This is a genomic window from Pukyongia salina (assembly GCF_002966125.1).
Taxonomy (GTDB): domain Bacteria; phylum Bacteroidota; class Bacteroidia; order Flavobacteriales; family Flavobacteriaceae; genus Pukyongia; species Pukyongia salina.
This window is the reverse complement of record NZ_CP027062.1, coordinates 2754023-2772295: the sequence shown is the minus strand read 5'-3', so window position 1 is coordinate 2772295 and position 18273 is coordinate 2754023. Positions and strand designations below refer to the sequence as shown.

At 41.9% G+C, this 18273-nt stretch carries 15 protein-coding genes; 4 read left to right on the top strand and 11 right to left on the bottom strand.

All coding sequences use genetic code 11. The features are described 5' to 3' along the window. Positions 1–816, top strand: coding sequence for a mechanosensitive ion channel family protein (locus C5O00_RS12460; protein ID WP_105217159.1), 816 nt, complete (start codon positions 1–3; stop codon positions 814–816). A gap of 10 nt (positions 817–826) precedes the next feature. Here C5O00_RS12460 and C5O00_RS12455 read toward each other — a convergent pair whose 3' ends face one another. The 4 genes from C5O00_RS12455 to C5O00_RS12440 all read right to left on the bottom strand — a co-directional run bounded on the left by C5O00_RS12455 (position 827) and on the right by C5O00_RS12440 (position 7356). After that, positions 827–1597 carry a phage tail-like protein gene (locus C5O00_RS12455; RefSeq protein ID WP_105217158.1) on the bottom strand — a complete coding sequence of 257 codons (771 nt, stop codon included), beginning with the start codon at positions 1595–1597 and terminating at the stop codon, positions 827–829. 172 nt (positions 1598–1769) lie between these two features. Then, entirely contained in the window at positions 1770–3095 is a 1326-nt protein-coding gene (locus C5O00_RS12450) for a dicarboxylate/amino acid:cation symporter (RefSeq protein ID WP_105217675.1), read from the bottom strand. 14 nt (positions 3096–3109) lie between these two features. After that, complete coding sequence (aroC, locus tag C5O00_RS12445; protein ID WP_105217157.1) at positions 3110–4174, bottom strand: chorismate synthase; 1065 nt, start codon at positions 4172–4174, stop codon at positions 3110–3112. Between the two features lie 266 nt (positions 4175–4440). Beyond that, complete coding sequence (locus tag C5O00_RS12440) at positions 4441–7356, bottom strand: FAD-binding and (Fe-S)-binding domain-containing protein (protein WP_105217156.1); 2916 nt, start codon at positions 7354–7356, stop codon at positions 4441–4443. Positions 7357–7496: 140 nt separating this feature from the next. On the opposite strand from C5O00_RS12440, the gene C5O00_RS12435 reads away from it, so the two are divergent. The 3 genes from C5O00_RS12435 to C5O00_RS12425 all read left to right on the top strand — a co-directional run bounded on the left by C5O00_RS12435 (position 7497) and on the right by C5O00_RS12425 (position 10127). Then, positions 7497–7982: a hypothetical protein gene (locus C5O00_RS12435; protein ID WP_105217155.1), complete on the top strand. Its 486-nt coding sequence runs from the start codon at positions 7497–7499 to the stop codon at positions 7980–7982. A gap of 215 nt (positions 7983–8197) precedes the next feature. After that, positions 8198–8542 (top strand): hypothetical protein, encoded by a 345-nt coding sequence (locus tag C5O00_RS12430; protein ID WP_158676853.1) that lies wholly within the window; start codon positions 8198–8200, stop codon positions 8540–8542. Positions 8543–8552: 10 nt separating this feature from the next. Continuing rightward, positions 8553–10127 carry an FAD-binding protein gene (locus C5O00_RS12425; protein ID WP_105217153.1) on the top strand — a complete coding sequence of 525 codons (1575 nt, stop codon included), beginning with the start codon at positions 8553–8555 and terminating at the stop codon, positions 10125–10127. A 41-nt stretch (positions 10128–10168) separates the two neighbouring features. Here C5O00_RS12425 and bshA read toward each other — a convergent pair whose 3' ends face one another. The 7 genes from bshA to C5O00_RS12390 are packed head-to-tail and all read right to left on the bottom strand — an operon-like array spanning position 10169 to position 18251. Further along, positions 10169–11299, bottom strand: a complete 1131-nt coding sequence (gene bshA, locus C5O00_RS12420; RefSeq protein ID WP_105217152.1) for an N-acetyl-alpha-D-glucosaminyl L-malate synthase BshA — start codon at positions 11297–11299, stop codon at positions 10169–10171. Between the two features lies 1 nt (position 11300). Beyond that, a complete protein-coding gene (locus C5O00_RS12415; protein ID WP_105217151.1) occupies positions 11301–14231 on the bottom strand; it encodes a serine hydrolase domain-containing protein in 2931 nt (976 codons plus the stop codon). A 19-nt stretch (positions 14232–14250) separates the two neighbouring features. After that, on the bottom strand, positions 14251–14736 hold the full coding sequence (locus C5O00_RS12410) for an ABC transporter ATPase (RefSeq protein WP_105217150.1): 486 nt from the start codon (positions 14734–14736) through the stop codon (positions 14251–14253). Between the two features lie 2 nt (positions 14737–14738). Next, positions 14739–15530, bottom strand: coding sequence for a (Fe-S)-binding protein (locus tag C5O00_RS12405; RefSeq protein ID WP_105217149.1), 792 nt, complete (start codon positions 15528–15530; stop codon positions 14739–14741). Positions 15531–15539: 9 nt separating this feature from the next. Continuing rightward, complete coding sequence (locus C5O00_RS12400) at positions 15540–15974, bottom strand: LNS2 domain-containing protein (protein ID WP_105217148.1); 435 nt, start codon at positions 15972–15974, stop codon at positions 15540–15542. Then, positions 15975–17297 carry a 4Fe-4S dicluster domain-containing protein gene (locus C5O00_RS12395; protein WP_105217147.1) on the bottom strand — a complete coding sequence of 441 codons (1323 nt, stop codon included), beginning with the start codon at positions 17295–17297 and terminating at the stop codon, positions 15975–15977. It abuts the gene before it with no gap. Positions 17298–17300: 3 nt separating this feature from the next. Beyond that, positions 17301–18251, bottom strand: coding sequence for an MlaD family protein (locus tag C5O00_RS12390; RefSeq protein ID WP_105217146.1), 951 nt, complete (start codon positions 18249–18251; stop codon positions 17301–17303). Between the last annotated feature and the right edge of the window lie 22 nt (positions 18252–18273).

The window sequence follows — 18273 nt, the reverse complement described above, 5'->3', positions numbered from 1 at the left end:
ATGGAAGGCAGTACAGATTATCTTCAGATAGCTAAAGATCTATTATTAGAATATGGACCGAGGGTCCTATTGGCATTATTGTTACTAGTACTTGGTTTATGGGTCATTAAATATATAAGCAGGGGAATTAGAAAGGGACTGGCGCGCCGTGAAATGGACGAGACGCTGCAAAAATTTCTTTCCAATCTTGTAAGCTGGATCCTGAAAGTAATGTTGTTTATAGCGGTTTTGAGTCAGCTGGGTATAGAATCTACCTCCTTTATTGCAGTTCTCGGAGCTGCCGGGCTTGCCATAGGATTGGCACTACAGGGCTCCTTGTCCAATTTCGCTGGCGGGGTACTTATTATGTTGTTCAGGCCTTTTAAGGTTGGAGATGTTATTAGTGCTCAGGGAGAAACCGGAAAGGTGAAGGAAATCGACATATTTACTACAAAACTATTAACGCCTCAGAACCGACTTGTTATTCTGCCTAATGGATCCCTTTCCAACGGTGCGATTACCAACTTCACCGCTGAAGGATTCCAGAAAATATTTCTCACAATAGGAGTTTCATACGACGCAGATATTAAGCAAACGAAAGAGGTATTATTGGGCGCAATCGAGAAGCAGGAAAAAGTGCTAACAGACCCGCCTCCTTTGGTTGAAGTTTCCGGTTTGGGTGAAAGCTCTGTCGATTTTGCCGTACGTTGTTCGGTCTATAACGACGATTTCTGGCCGGTGCAATTCAATTTGATCGCCACGATCAAAGAGGATCTGGATGCCGCCGATATTGAAATCCCATATCCTCATAGGGTGGAAATACATAGAAAGGAGTAATATTTCTGAGTTAAATGGGAGCTATGGCGAAATTATCGAAACCGGCATAATCACCGGCCCCGTCCTGGCGAATTCTAATACTTAACCCAACCGAAGTTGTTCCCGGCGGAATGACTTCAGACACACTGCCTGATATGGAAGAGTTTGCCATTCCATCTATAAGTTGGATCTCGGTTTGCGGGACGCCATCAATGCTTATAGTGTAGAACACATCATCTCCATTGTCGAATTCGAAAAATTCATAATTGAAAGAAAGCGTAACACCTGATGGGGCTTCTGAGATATTTATGGTATTAAATGTAATGGTCGCAAAGCCAGTAGTTCCGTTTATTCCTTCGTCATCCAGGTCCCTTATGCCCAGGAAATTATTGGTCATGGTTGAAAGATTGCTAAAACCATTGTTATTATTGTCTGTAATTCCGAAGAAACCATCGTTACCGTTATCAAAGAAAGGTACATCACTCCTGTAACCCCAGCTGGTATTGAGATCGAAATTTTGAAAGATGCCTAGTAATGATACCGTATTAAGACAGTGGATATCCTCCCAGGTTGTTCCATTCCATACCTGATAACACAAAACCTCTTCTACAAAAACTAGTAATCCAATATCGGAGGCGCTTGGGTTTATAGAATTTCTATTGGCTAAAGTGGGTACCCTGGGAGGCATTAATCCACCGAAAATTATATTGTCACGAGTGCTGCTGATCTCAAGAATGGAGGCCGGACTTGGTGCTGTAGTATTTATTCCTACCTGAGCATTCATCTGAAAACCAACAAACATTAAAAAGACAATTAACAACCTTTGCACTCTCAATACAATTTCGATTCACTGTTCAATGTTAACCAATATTAACTTCGAAAGCGTAAAGAAAGTTGAGGTCTTACCCTTAATTCATGAAATGTGGGTGATTTAGGAAAGTGAATTCATGAAAAGCCGGGAAACAAGGATAAAGCTATTTTACTTCATCATAGTGATCATCCCATTCTTCTACCTTAGGTTTCCCTAATTTTCCAACAGATTTCGCCACAATCATCGAAACAGTGGCATCGCCGGTTACATTTATAACCGTTCGGCACATATCCAGAGGCCTGTCCACTGCGAAAATAAGTGCAAGTGCAATTGGGAACCGATCCGCCGGGAAACCGATAGCTTCTAAAACAATCACCAGCATTACCATTCCTGCTCCAGGAACCGCTGCCGATCCTATGGACGCCAACAGCGCTGTTAATACAATAGTTAGCTGATCGCCAAAGGTGAGATCGAATGCAAGTGCCTGCGAAATAAATACTGCTGCAACAGCCTGATACAGGCTGGTTCCGTCCATATTTATTGTGGCACCTACCGGAAGCACAAAACTACTTACTTCTTTATCTACACCTATATGCTCTTCTACTCGCTCCATAGTAACTGGAAGGGTTGCTGCACTCGAACTTGTAGAAAATGCCAATAGTTGAGCCGGACTGATCTCTTTGAGAAACCAAAACGGATTCTTCTTTGTATATGTTCCTACAACGATAAGGTAGAACACTATCATCAATAATAAGCCTAAAACCACAGTTCCTGCATATTTTAATAAAGCAAACAGCAGATCCGGATCGCCCGAGGAAACCACAACATTGGCTAGAAGCGCAAATACCGCATAAGGCGCAGAAAGCATAATAAGATCTACCATCTTCAATACTACATAATTCAATGAGTCAAAGACATCTTTGAGAGGTTTAGCTCGTTTTTCTCCAATGAGTAAAAGCGAAATTCCCAGGAAGATCGCAAAAACGATCACCTGTAACATCAAAGAATTATCGCTCATTGCATTGATGGCATTATCCGGAACCATATCTACGAGGAATTGCAAGGGGCCACTTTCTTTCTGTCTGGTAGCTTCTTCGATCTTAGATTGCACATTACTATCACCGGCATAGGTTTCGGTTAACTTGGCGATCGTTTCCTCCGAAACTCCATTACCCGGCTGTAAAACATTCACTAGCATCAATCCTATGGAAATAGCGATCACCGTTGTAAAAACATAGGTTATGATCGTTCGCAAACCTATATTCCTGAATTTCGAAATATCCTTTAGATCTGAAATACCTTTTATCAGCGATGCCAGGATCAAAGGAATAGCGATAAGCTTTAAAAGTTTGATAAAGATGGTTCCAACCGGATTGATCCAATTTTCCACAAATCCCACTCCCCAGCTTAATTGCAGCATAATGAAACCAAAAATCAGTCCCAGGAACATCCCGATTAAAATCTGCCAGTGTAATGCTAATTTCTTCATACGATAAAGTTCGTTTATAATTTTGATAGTTTGTTCAACAGCCAAAAATCGGCAAGTACCAAGGCAGCCATGGCCTCCACAATGGGTACGGCTCTGGGAACAACACAGGGGTCGTGCCTTCCTTTACCCTGCATCTCCATTAAATTGCCTTCGTTATCAATGGTTTGTTGTTTTTGCATGATCGTAGCTACTGGTTTGAAGGCCACTTTAAAATAAATATCTTCCCCATTGCTTATTCCTCCCTGTACTCCTCCACTATAATTTGTTTGGGTGCTGCCATCTTCATTGAACAGATCGTTATGTTCGCTGCCTTTTAATCGAGTGCCGGCAAAACCACTCCCAAATTCGAACCCTTTTACTGCGTTGATAGATAGCATAGCTTTGCCAAACTGTGCGTGCAGCTTATCGAATACAGGCTCGCCTAATCCTATTGGGACATTTTCAATTACACAACTAATCACTCCTCCTACGGTATCTCCTTGTTTTCTGATCTCCCTGATATAGGACTCCATTTGCTGTGCTGTTGAGGCATCTGCCGTACGTACAGGATTTTTCTCTATCTCAGCAAAATTGAGCTCCTGATACGGTTTGTTTAGCTCTAATTCGCCAACCGCCGACACATAAGCAGTGATCTTTATGTCTCCAAGTAGTTGTTTAGCGATTGCGCCTGCTACCACCCTGCAGGCCGTTTCTCTGGCAGATGACCTGCCTCCTCCGCGGTAGTCCCTTATGCCGTACTTTTTATCATAGGTGTAATCGGCATGCGATGGTCTGTAAGTGTCTTTTATATGGGAATAATCTTTTGATTTCTGATTGGTATTCTCAATTACAAAACCGATCGGGGTACCCGTAGTTTTTCCTTCGAAGATACCGGATAGGAATTTTACTTCATCTTCTTCCTTTCGCTGAGTAACAATAGCCGATTGACCCGGTTTCCTTCGTTGCATTTCTGCCTGGACGGCATTGAGATCGATTTCCAGACCCGCCGGACAACCGTCAATTATACCACCTATTGCCTCCCCGTGTGACTCGCCAAAAGTAGTTAGTTTGAAAATATTTCCGAAGGAATTCCCTGCCATACGGTGTTTTCAACAAATGTAGCCTTTACAGCCGAATATTAAAAATCTAAAAATAGGCTAAAATGTGTATAAACCCGGTCACGCATCACATTTTTCAACATCTACAAATAACATACAAGGAATGATCGAAGTAGGTATAGTTTGGAAGGCTGGATGTATTATTACTATTACTATTATTATTATCCCTGTAATAAAACCAGCTCCTCTTATAGTGCGAAAGGAAGATGAATTACCTGATTTTCCCAGGAAAACTACTAACGGCCCGGCTACCGAGTTATAAGTGCCCGCCTAAGTATCGTGATTGGATGAAGCGCCTCCCTTCCAGTGCCATCCTTGATCTGGTGCCGACAACTGGTTCCGTTGGCAGCGATTATCGTATCATCACCCAGTTTATCAATGGCAGGAAACAGCTTTAATCCCCCTATCTTCATACTTATTGCGTAATGCGCTTTTTCATAGCCAAAACTACCCGCCATACCACAGCAGCCTGATGGGATAATTGTTGGATTGTAATGTAAAGGAATATTGAGGATATCGAAGGTTACTTTCTGGTTGCTCAACGCTTTTTGATGGCAGTGAACGTGGATCTTTATTTTCTTTTCTTCTGAAGTAAATGAATCGACTTTAATATGCCCTTTTTTAAATTCCTCGGCCAAAAACTCTTCCACCAGATACGCGGATCGAGATATTTTTCCCGCGGTATCTATGTCGTCCGCAAGACGCAGGTACTCATCACGAAATCCAAGGATAGCAGAGGGTTCGATACCTAAAAGCGGAGTCTCCGAACTAATTTTCTCCTTTAGAAAGTCTAAATTGAAATTCACAGCCTTCTTGGCTTCTTTTAGAAACCCCTTCGAAATGAGGGCTCTAGCGCTATCCAATGTATCGACAACATGTACTTTATACCCTAACTTTTCAAGTAACTCGTAGCTATCCTGGGCAATGTGGGCATCCAGGTAATTACTAAACTCATCAACAAATAAATATACTTCTGAAATATATGTAACTCTCTCTTTTAAAGGTGTTTGATATATTTTACTGAAGCTTTTAGTTGAAACCAACGGAATCTCTCTTTCCATAGCGATCCCACCTATTTTTTTTATTATAGCAGAAGTAAACGAACTTCGGAATAACCAGTTAGAGATGGCGGGAAATTTCGCCGCTCGTTTGTTGTAAATACTGCTCTTAGCAATTAAACGGTTAGCTAAGGAAACCCTGTTGTTCTTATTATATTGATACTGGAATTCGGCCTTGGCGGCAGCTATATTCACGTTGCTGGGGCATTCACTTGCACAAGCCTTGCAACTAAGGCACAAATCCATAGATTCTTTTAGTTCTTCCGAATTGAACTTATTTATAGTGGAGCTGTTCGTCAACACTTCCCTAAGCACATTAGCCCTTCCCCGGGTAGTATCTTTTTCTTCGCGCGTAGCATGATAACTGGGACACATCATCCCGGAGGCTCGCTCTGTTTTGCGACAGTCCCCGCTTCCATTGCAGTTTTCGGCTAGTGGTAGTATCCCTAGGGTGTCCTCGAAATTCATAAAAGTACGTAGCTGGGGCTCTTCACGATCTGTTTCATATCGCAGGGATTGGTCCATCTTCACCGGATCAACGATCTTCCCCGGATTGAAGATATTCTGGGGATCGAAAACTTGTTTTACTTTGCGCAATAGCTGGTAGTTCGACTCGCCTATGAGCATAGGTAAAAATTCTCCCCTTACGATCCCATCTCCGTGTTCGCCTGAAAACGATCCCTTGTACTTCTTCACCAGCTTGGCCACATCGGTAGTGATCTTCCTGAAATAAGAAACTCCTTCACTGGTCTTCAGATTTAAAATAGGTCTTAGATGCAGTTCTCCGGCTCCTGCATGGGCGTAGTAAACAGCTTTTTGGTTGTACGAATCTAACAGGGTATTGAATTCATCTATATAATCCGGAAGATCTTCCAGGGCAACTGCCGTATCTTCAATACAAGCCACCGCTTTGTTATCTCCTACCATATTTCCTAGTAGGCCCAGCCCGGCTTTTCTTAAAGCCATTGCCATTTCGATCTCATCACCTTTTAAGACCGGTCTTACATAACTATTCCCGCTGTTTACCAGGTCACGTATTAGGGCTTCGAGCTTATGGCTTAATTCTTCTTTAGTATTGGCTTTTAGCTCTAATAACAATAAGGCTTTCGGATTCCCTTGTACAAAGAATCGGTAGGGATCGTACATTTTGTTCTTACGGGTACAATCAAGGATGACATCATCCATTAGCTCACAGGTATACAGATCGTGTTTCATAGCCACCAGCACATCTTTCAGGCAATGCGACAGGTCGTTGTATTGCGCAACTACCAACGCGGTTTCCGTTGGGGGTAAAATGTCCAGTTGCAAAGTGATCTCTGTTGTAAATGCTAAAGTTCCTTCACTACCACACAGTAGTTTACAAAGGTTGATCTGTTCTTTATTTTCGGAAAAAACCTCCGAATCCAGCAACGCATCCAACGCATAACCCGTATTTCTCCGATGGATCTGTGGTTTCGGAAATTCATTCCTTATCTCTCGTTTGGTAACTTCCGAAGATAATTCCCCGTGTAAAAGACTGCAGATCTTTCCTTCCATCGAGTTTTCCAGGCTTTTAGTGATAAACGCTTCTTTGGTCATTGGTTGGAAGATACATACCTCACCATTCGAGAGAATGGTCTTCAATTTCAATACTTTATCGCGCGTAACGCCATATTTAATGGAGGTTGTTCCACTACTATTGTTACCTACCATCCCTCCTATCATACACCGGTTAGACGTAGAGGTATTCGGGCCAAAAAATAAACCGTAAGGTTCTAGAAATTCATTTAACTCATCACGTATAACTCCGGGCTGAACCGTAACTGTTCTATTTTCCTCGTTTAGTTCGATGATCTTAGTGAAATAGCGGGAAACATCCACTACTATTCCTTCTCCCACGCATTGGCCTGCGAGCGAGGTACCTGCGGTTCTGGGAATTAACGAGGTATTATTCTTTTTTGCAAAGTTTATCAATTGCCTTATGGCCTCTTCAGATCTAGGATAGGCAACGGCCAGGGGTAGTTTCCGATACACAGAGGCATCTGTTGCATACATGTCTTTATGAAGCTCGTCATAGAAGAGGTCTCCTTCAAATTTGTATTCTAATGCTGCGAGTCTAGCCTCCATAGTGTACTAAGTAAAGGTAGTAAACGCATTTAATTTCAGAAGTAAAAGCTAAGAAAAAGCAATTAAAAAAGTTGTCAAAACGTTAACATATTAGATTCTGCACATTTACTTATTTTGTATCTAAACTTAAAAAAAATCTTATGAAACGATTCTTGCTTACATTAGTTGCATTAATATCTTTTTCATTAACCATGAATGCTCAGGGTATTGCCGATAATGCTATTGGTTTACGTCTTGGGGATAGCGACGGCTTCGGTACCGAAGTCAACTATCAACGGGCGCTTGGTGAAAATAACCGTCTCGAACTAGGTCTTGGATGGCGCAGTAGCAACGATGTTACTGCCATTAAAGTAGCAGCCTTGTACCAATGGGTATGGGTGCTTGATGGTAATTTTAACTGGTATGCCGGCGCAGGTGGTGGTGTTGGACAGATCGATTTCGATGACAATTTTCCCGGCGATCCCGATGCCGAGACTTTCATTTTTGCAGCCGGTGATATAGGGATAGAATACAATTTTGATATTCCGTTGTTGCTTTCGTTGGATTTCAGGCCGGAATTTGGTTTTGGAGATTATAGGGACGACGTCGATTTCGACATTGCCCTGGGTATAAGGTACCAGTTCTAGAGAAGTTTAATTAAAAATATTGCAACCCTCTTTCAGAAATGAAGGAGGGTTTTTTAATGGTATAAATTCAGGGAAAAACCCCTTTTCTAATATGCTGTTAATTAGTAATTTGCATTATTCTTCGTAAAGAAGACAGTACACTCTTATGGCTTCTGAATTACATTGCGTGGCCTATATTACTTTGTTTTGGTTTTGTCGAATCTTAAATAGATGATATGAGAATCTTAAAATTTAGCATTTGTTGCCTACTCATGCTCTCCTTAACTTCATGCTATACCGTGAGGTTCCAGGTTCACAATGGGGTGCCGGAAACTGAGAACAGTAATTCGGAAGATCCTCTGGCCGGACAAATGTTTCGCGAACAAACAATGGTTGTAAATCGGAAGTTGCTTCAAGGAAACGATTTTTTCATGATCAAGGATTGTGAATCCGGATCCTTACATACTGTAGAATACACCAATACCTTTGGTGGGATCTTACTTTATCTAATCACCTTTGGACGGAACAAAGAGGTGAGAATTAGATATGTCTGTACAAAAGAAGGAAGCGACGATTTTTAACATAATTAGCATGGCAACTACAAATACTCAAACTAGGGATCGTTGGAATACCCTTCACAAGAATGGCCCTTTCGATCTGAAACTATTCCACGATACCAAATTGAACAGGAATCTCTCTAAATTCGAGAGTTATAATGCTGCCGCAACCGAGATTAGAAGATTGATCCGATTAGCCGATAATGCCAATGAACGTTTCCGTCCTATGGGTTCCAAATGGTCGCTTTCGAGCATAGCACATTGCAAAGATCGAATGGTGTACACCCCGAGACTGAACTTAAAATTTGCTCTACGCGACTCGGATATTCATGTCAATTCACCATATAAAAGCGAGAATGTATTTCTGTTTCAATGTGGTAATGTTATAAAGGAGATCTCCCTGGCGCTTCAGAAAAAACAAAAATCGTTAAAGACGCACGGAGCGAGTAATGGTCAAACCATAGCCGGCTGTATTTCAACCGGGGTTCATGGGGCGGCTGTTGATGTGGGATCTGTACAGGACTACGTGATTGGGCTCAATATAATTACAGGGACCAAACCAGAAGATGTGATCTACCTGGAGCGAGCTTCCAAACCTGCGCTTCATGATGACTATATAAAAAATTTCAAGTGCAAAATAATTCGAGATGATGACCTATTTAATGCTGCACTCGTAGGATTAGGGTCTATGGGGTTCATTCACGGTGTGGTGATCGAAGCGGAAGATATGTTCCTATTACATCGCTGTGTAAAGAAAATTAAAAAAGAAATAGCACTGAAATTATCAAACACTTTGGACTTCAGCAATTTCGATCCAGAGTTTCCTATTAATCCACTTGACCCCAACCAACCCGATTATAAGGGAGTGCGCCCATATCATTTCAAAGTTTATATTAATCAATACAATGATGAGGCTGAACTGCCCGTAGAGTTGATCTACAAAAGAGACTTCTTCCCTAATTACCAGAGTATCTATGAGGATCCGGTTCCAAATATGGCCCAATTCATTTACACCGACCTGATCTATACTTTGATCAAGTTTGCCGAAAAAGTTCCTGGCTCAATACCAGCACTCATCAATTTGTTGAAAAACAGCATCATGCCTAAAGAGGATAAGCCTGTAATGGGTAAACTCTGGGAAATTTTCTGGGACGCCCAGTATAAGGGAAGAGCATTTGCCTGTTCCTTTGGGGTAGACCATACAAACTCTGAAAAGGCACTTAAGGTGCTCTCGAAAGTGACTATTGATGATGGTCCTATCCCGGGTATCTTCGCTATGCGCTTTGTAAAACAATCGGATGCATTATTGGCATGCACTAAATTTCCGTTTACCTGTATGATAGAGATCGATGGAATTCAATGGAACGAATCGGACGGGCTGATTAGCCTCGAGGAATATTCTGATAGAATGATCAAAGCTTTGAAACAAAACAACATTCCATTTACGATACATTGGGGGAAAAATGCTAAGTGGGACCACCCAGGCCTGGCCAGTCATATGTTCGGAAATGATGCTCACAAGTGGAAGCAGCTCAGGGCTCAATTGCTTTCAACCAGGATGCAAAAAGTATTCTCCAATAAATTCCTCGATGATATCAAATTGTCCTGATGTTCATGTTCTTTTTACTAATTCATATTAGCGATCATGGATCATGAGACCAGGTGCAGGGCGCGCTCATACACTGCTTCGTATTGAGGAACGATCATTTTTGTGTCGAATTTCTTAGACACCTCTTTGGCGTTGGCCTTGAATTGAGCTAATTTTTCATCTGAAGATAAAATACTAATTGCATGATCTGCCATTTCGGCCACATTGCCAATATCACTAAGATATCCGCTTATTCCGTGTTCGTTCACTTCGGGAAGCCCTCCGGTATTCGATGAGATAACCGGCACTCCACAGGCCATTGCTTCAAGTGCTGCCAGACCAAAGCTCTCTTTTTCGGAAGGAAGAAGGAACAGATCCGAAAAACACAGGATCTTATTTACTTCATTACTATTTCCTAAAAAAGCCACTTTGTTTTCTATCCCTTTAGATTCACATAATTCTTCACATGCCTTTTTATCTGGCCCCTCACCTACTATAAGTAGTCGTGATGGTATTTTTTTGTTAATACGGTCGAAGATCTCGATCACATCCGGCACACGCTTAACAGGCCTTAAATTACTTATGTGCGTAATTATTCGTTCATGTGGTTCGGCCATGAGATCACGCTGGCATTCGGTATAGGGGTTTACATGCTTGGCAACATCGATGAAATTAGGAACTACAATGATCTCATTGGTGATGTCGAATAATCTGTTAGTATCGTCTTTTAAACTTTGAGATACCGATGTAACAACATCACTTCGGTTAATGGAGAAAGTAACAGCCGGTTTGTAGTAAGGATGACTTCCAACTAACGTGATATCGGTACCGTGCAAGGTGGTAACCATTGGAATGGAAATACCCTCACATTCAAGCATTTTCTTGGCCATATATCCAGCGTAGGCATGAGGAATTGCATAATGTACATGAAGAAGATCGATCTGATGTTGCTTTACCACATTCACCAACTTACTGGACAAGGCCAGCTCATAGGGCTGAAAATGGAAGAGTGGATAATCCGGCACAGAAACTTCATGATAGTGAATATGATGTGAGATCAACTCTAATCTAACAGGTTGTTTGTACGTAATAAAATGCACTTCATGCCCATGTTCGGTGAGTGCTATTCCTAATTCGGTCGCTACTACGCCACTACCTCCAAAGGTTGGATAACATACAATTGCAATTTTCATCTTATTCCATCAATTTATAGTCTATGGCCTCGTAGATCGCTTCCTGTATCTTACTTCTAAGGTCACTGCTAATTAATTTTCTATTTTCGGCAGAAGGATAGGTTCTGTTCGACAAAAACACATATACGATCTCTTCATCGGGATCTGCCCAGGTAAAGGTACCTGTAAACCCACTATGACCAAAACTGGTCATAGACACACATCCACAGGTTGGACCAACATCCCCTAATTGAGGTTTGTCGAAACCTACGCCTCTCCTTACATCTTTCTCACAATAATAACATGTATTAAAGAGATCCAGGGTTTCGGGATTGAAATATCGTTTTCCGCCGTAAAATCCCTTCCATAGATACATTTGCATGATCTTGGCAACGTCGTTGGCATTGCTGAACAAACCAGCGTGACCACTTACGCCACCCATCATAGCGGCTCCCTGATCGTGCACATAACCATGTACTGTCTGCATACGAAAATAATCGTCTATCTCGGTAGGAACGATATCATTTTTAGAAAATTTCTCAAGCGGATTAAAGGTAGTATAATTAGCCCCAAGAGATTCGTATAGATCTCGCTGGGTGATTTTATCTAAAGAGGCTCCATAAAACTCTTCGAGATATTTCTTCAGAATATAATACGGCAGATCACTGTATTTGTAACTAAGTCGGGATCTCAATTCACTATCCTTTATAGCGTCATAAATGCTATCCTTATAATCACTGCGCATGTACAGATCTTCAGCAACCTTAATATTAAATTCTTTCGAAGCAGCAGAAGCGTAATATTTTTCGGAAGGTCTTTTTGTTACCGAATCGATCGTTTGTGTATAAAAGGGGATCCATGCCCGTAACCGCGCATAGTGCGATAACATATCCTTTAAGTTGATATTCGCCTTGTTTGATCTGGCATATTCGGGCAGCATTTCCGACAGTTTAGTGTCCATATTAATAATATCACGGTCTACCAGGGACATTACTACAGGAAGGGTGGCGAGAATCTTTGTTAGAGACGCCACATCGTAAATGTCATTAGACCGTACCCTGTTCTCTTTATCCTGGGTGTGATAGCCAAAATTCTTGCTGTAAACCACTTTACCTTTTCGTGCCACCAGAATTTGCGCTCCCGGCATCATTCCTCCCCAGAGTCCAATATTTGCCAGCGAATCGATCTTTTTCAATTTATAGCTGTTCATTCCAACACTTTCCGGAGTTCCGTATTGGAGTCGGCGTAAAGATTTCGTCCTGAAATGAGTATGCAATGGAAAATCCTCACCCAGGGATACCGGGAGTTTTCCATTAGCCTCCCTCGCACCAAAAATAAGTTGAGCAGATAATTCCTGGGAAACTTCACTGTTCTGATAAGATAGGATAATCCCCTCAAAATTTGCGGTAGTATTCAAGTCGAGCATTGCATAAGGCCTTGCAAAGACATCGAGTATCACCGTATTTGTGCGTGCGATCTCGTATAGCCAAACCAATTCCTTATCGGTAAATTGGTAGTCTTTCCAGGGGTTGTCGTTAGATTTGTGAAAGCCAACGATCACATAGTTATAGCTCTCTAGTTTACTGAGATAAGATTCGAGATTATTCGCCCTTACCCAATCCACATCGGCATATTTTCTTAATTGTTCCAGGAAGGGTCTTCCATCATCATCCCCAAAGTTTATATAGGCGATCTTTTTTTTCTGAAGGTCTTTTATTGGAAGAATGGCCTTATCGTTCTTAAGGACAGTTAATGCCTGTTCCATTGCGGTTTCGTATAGGGCATCATCGATCACCGAATTCAGGTCATCGTAAATATAATTCGTATTTACAGGTTTGTATTCATTTAATCCAACCAGATATTTAGCGTACAATATCTTTTTTACCGAATGTGCTAGTCGTTCTTCGGTGATCACTCCTTCTCTATAAGCAGCCACCATTAGATCGTGCGCTTTTGGAATGTCTTCGGAAATGAGCAGCACATCATTCCCTGCCAGGAATGCCGCAAGATCGATCTCCCCGGGTTCTTTAAAATTTGAAGCCCCCTTCATGTTGAGAGCATCTGTGAAGATGAGGCCGTTAAATCCCAGTTCATGTTTCAATAAATCGGTAACAATTGTTTCCGAAATAGAACTTGGAAACCCGTCTCTTCTTTCCAATGCAGGTACGTTGAGATGTGCCACCATCACGCTACTCAATCCTTCGTTGATAAGCTTCCTGTAGGGATAAAGTTCTATACTGTCCAGACGTTCTTTTGTAAACTCGATTGTTGGCAAGGTTTTGTGCGAATCGGTATCGGTATCTCCATGGCCGGGAAAGTGTTTGGCATTTGCCAATACACCGGCATCCTGCATCCCTTTCATAAAAGCCAGTGATTTCAGTGTAACATTGTCCTTATCCTCTCCGAAAGAGCGATTCCCAATGATAGGGTTTTTAGGATTGGTGTTGATATCCACTACAGGAGCAAAATTTATATGAACCCCAAGTCTTTTTGAGTGCTCTCCTATCCTGTTCCCTACTCTTTCTACGATCTTATTATCGGTGATCGCACCTAAGGTCATATTCCACGGATAAGCGTATGTAGAATCCAGCCGCATGGCAAGACCCCATTCGGCATCCATTCCTATCATCAGGGGTACTTCGGCTAATTCCTGAAATTCGTTATTGAGCCGTGCCTGTCTTACCGGGCCTCCTTTAGAAAATATAACCCCGCCAATGTAATAGTTAGAGATCAACTCTTTGGTTTTATTGGTGGTTGAAGAAGGATCGCTGGAAAATACCACGGTCATGAAAAGTTGCCCTACTTTTTCCTGAAGCGACATTTTCCCATAGATACTATCCACCCATTTTTTCTGATTTTCGAAATCGTCTTTATCGATGAGCGGATTAATTTGCTGGGCGCAAACAGATAGGAATGAGCATGCAAGAAGTGAGGTTACAAGCAGTTTTTTCATATTTCGAATGTAGCAAAAACTATGCTAAAAAACGACTGTGCCAGCTATCTTTAGCAGGGACTTCCCAGTGTTCTTCATACTCAGCTTTTGTATTCACTAAATTATTGAAAACGACGGTATTAGGGGATACTGAGCGCGACTTGGCCATTTTCTTAAAATCTTCCAATGACTTATGGGCTATATACGGACCGTTGTAAAAGGTAACGTTCATTTTGTCTAGCAGATCCAGTTCGAACTGCTTCTCCAAAGACTGAATAAATCTTACAGATGCGTCTATGCTGCATCCGGAGGCCGAAGCATTTGCCTGGTTGAGGCCTATTACGATAAATCTATTGTATTTTACTTCAAAGCCAGCCTCCAGTTCGGTGCCGTGGGCTGTCCATTGAGTGAGGAATTCTCTGGTTTGCTCTTCTATTTTCTGAACTTCTTCATCGGACAATTTTCTATTCGCCTGATAGACCCAGATGCGCGAATCGTCCGGTAATTTTTTGAAATCTGTAACCATCTCTATAAATCTTCTGCATTAGCAATCATTTCGGCTATATCCATTACAGCTACTTCTGTTTCTTTTTCCTTGGCTTTTATTCCATCGGTAAGCATCGTATTACAAAACGGACACCCTGCCGCGATTACTTCGGGTTGAGTTTCGATCGCTTCTTCGGTTCGTTCAATATTTACGTCCTTATTGCCTTCCTCCGGTTCCTTGAACATTTGTGCTCCCCCCGCACCACAACACAATCCTCTGGATTTACATCGTTTCATTTCTACCAATTCCACTTCCAGTTTTTCCAGTAATTCCCGTGGAGCTTCGTATTCGTTGTTTGCACGCCCCAGGTAACATGGGTCGTGGAAGGTTATTCTCTTCCCTTTAAACTTCCCTCCGGCCACTTTTAATCTGCCTTCGTTTAAGAGAGATTTTAGAAACTGGGTGTGATGCATCACCACGTAATTTCCACCTAGTTCGGGATATTCGTTCTTAAGGGTATTAAAGCAATGAGGGCAGGCGGTCACGATCTTTTTAATTTCGTATCCATTTAAAACCTGTATGTTCATCATGGCCTGCATCTGGAAAAGAAACTCATTTCCTGCACGTTTTGCAGGGTCTCCGGTACAGCTCTCTTCGGTTCCCAAAACAGCGAAATCTACTTTGGCATTATGGAGTAATTTCACAAATGCCTTACTTATCTTTTTTGCGCGATCATCGAAACTGCCGGCACATCCAACCCAAAATAAAACTTCCGGTTGCTTTCCCTGGGCCATATATTCGGCCATTGTAGGTACCTTGATGGATTCGCTCATGCTTTCTTCTTAATCTTTAAAAACCTCGATTTTTACTTTCTTTTCTACCATATCGGTAAACTTACCTTTATAGCGTGTGGCTTTTACCAGGTGATTGTCTACCCAATGGTAATTCCCGCCGCGTGGTTTTCCCATAAGTAGCGAATGATACTTAAATCCGTGTTTGTCCAGCCACTTCTCGGTAACCTCGCGATGTGCTTCGGTTCGGGAAGTGAAAAAACAAATAAGATGGCCTTCGTCATACCATTTATTGCAGGTATGAAGGGCATCCGGAAAGGGTTCGCATGTTGCCATACGCTCCGGCTGCTCATTAGGCACATCCTCGGTTATTGTACCATCGATGTCTATAAGATAGTTCTTTACGCCTTTAGGCAATACAGGGCTTACCTGTTCACCTTTTTCAACTTTATCGTGTAATAATTTTTCTGCTTCTTCTCTTTTCATTTACGACTCATTTTTCCAGTTCAATCGATCCATTTGATTATACGGCCATGGGGCTCCGTTATTCTCTATATTCGTCATTGCGATGTTCAATTCGTTTGGTGCTGCAGATTGTTCCATAACCAGATATTGGCGTATATCCATAATTATGGATAGTGGATCAATACTTACCGGGCAGGCTTCAACACAGGCATTGCAAGTTGTGCAGGCCCATATTTCCTCACGAGTGATATAGTCGTCGAGGAGTTGTTTACCATCATCTTTAAATTCGCCATTCTTATCAATATTTTTTCCAACCTCTTCCAGACGATCCCGGGTGTCCATCATAATCTTCCGAGGTGATAGTTTCTTTCCTGTCTGGTTAGCCGGACATTCACTAGTGCATCTACCACATTCGGTGCAGGTATACGCATTCAGGAGCTGGATCCGACTAAGATCTGTGACATCACTTGCGCCAAATTTTGCCGGTACTTCAGCACCTTCAGCCGGAGCTGCAAATGGATCGGCGTTTGGATCCATCATCAATTTCACCTCCTTTGTTACAGATTCCAGATTATTGAATTTTCCCTTCGGAACCACTTTTCCGAAGAAAACATTGGGAAAAGCCAGAATTATATGGAGATGCTTACTAAAGTAAAGATAATTCAGAAAGATCAAAATCCCGATAATGTGTAACCACCACGCGGTTCTTTCCACAATAATGAGACTTTGTTCAGACATATCACTAAAAACAGGAAGTAAATAACTACTAACCGGGAACATACCAGCTTGGGTATAATGTGCTGAGCCTAATTGCTGCAGCTGATGATCGGCAGCATTCATGGTAAGGAAAAGTGTCATTAACACTACTTCGAAATAAAGGATATAATTGGCATCGTTCTTAGGCCATCCCTTCATTTCGGGATTCATGAACCTTCTTAACCGCTGTATATTACGCCTGATCCAGAATACGACCACGGCAACAATAACAAGCAATGCCAGGATCTCGAACGATGCTATCAGCAAGTCGTACACCGGTCCTAACGAGGCAAAAACTCGATGGGTCCCAAATAAGCCGTCGATAATTATCTCCAGAACTTCCAGATTGATTATCACAAAGCCTACGTAAACAATTATGTGCATGATCCCTGCGACGGGTCGTACCACCATTTTAGATTGCCCTAGCGCAATTCGAACCACATTTCCCCAACGCTCTTTCTTATCCCCTAACTCTTCGATTTCTCGACCTAATTTGATATTCCGAATAAGCTTACGGATATTGTAGGTAAAGTAGCCTATACCCACAGCAAGCGCAACCAGAAATATTATATTCGGGAGATATTTCATATTTTAATTAACGGTATCTTTAGGTGGTTCGTAGGGTTTTGGGCGCTTTCCGAAGATTGAGAAATGAACGTAGCGCTTCGGATTTAACCTCATATCCTCTAATAGTTTTTCAATTTGAAGTGAGGCACCAGCCAAATTATCGTATAATTCGTCGTCTTTCAACAACTTTCCAATGGTGCCATCGCCACTCTCTATCTGTGCTGCAATGTTATTAAATCTTTCTAGAGTACCTTCCAGTTCCTGTACCATCTTCCCTACTTCGATCTCCGCAAGAGAATCGGACAGTCTTGCGAAATTTTCGGTCGTCTTATCCAGATTTGCTATGGTGTTGCCAAGCTTTTCCTTATTGTCACCTAAAAGTTGATTCATTGATCTCGAGGCACCCCTGAATTCGGTAACAGTAGCACTGAGATTGGAGATCGTACGTCTTAGGTTTTCCTTGCTGTCATCGTCCAGGACTTCATTTACACTAATTAATAATGTATCCAAACTGGTGAGCGTACTTTGGATCTTTGCTTCCAATGGCGCCAGTTTACCGGTTACCTGATCTAAAATCCCTTGTTGAATAATACCATTTAGGGTATCCCCTTTTTGAGCGATGTCGTTGGGATCGTAATCAGGGAGGATTCCCAGGTTATTTCCACCAATAAAACCACTGCTATATATTTGAACTATACTTTTACGAGAGAATTTAAAATCTTTTTCCACCGAAAAGGTTACTACCAGGTCTCCACTCCCATTGGCAAAGTCGATATTCTGAACCTTTCCTACCTGATAACCATTGATAGTAACGGGAGCGCCAACAGCAAGGCCTTCCACATTATTGTATTTTACATGATAAACTCGTTGATTATCCAGGAGATTCGTGCCTTTGAGATAGCTGTAACCGAATATGAAAAGTAGGATCACTACTATAGCGAAAATACCGGTTTTTAGTTCTCTGGATAGTTTCAAGGGCTGGTTTTTTAGTGCTGAA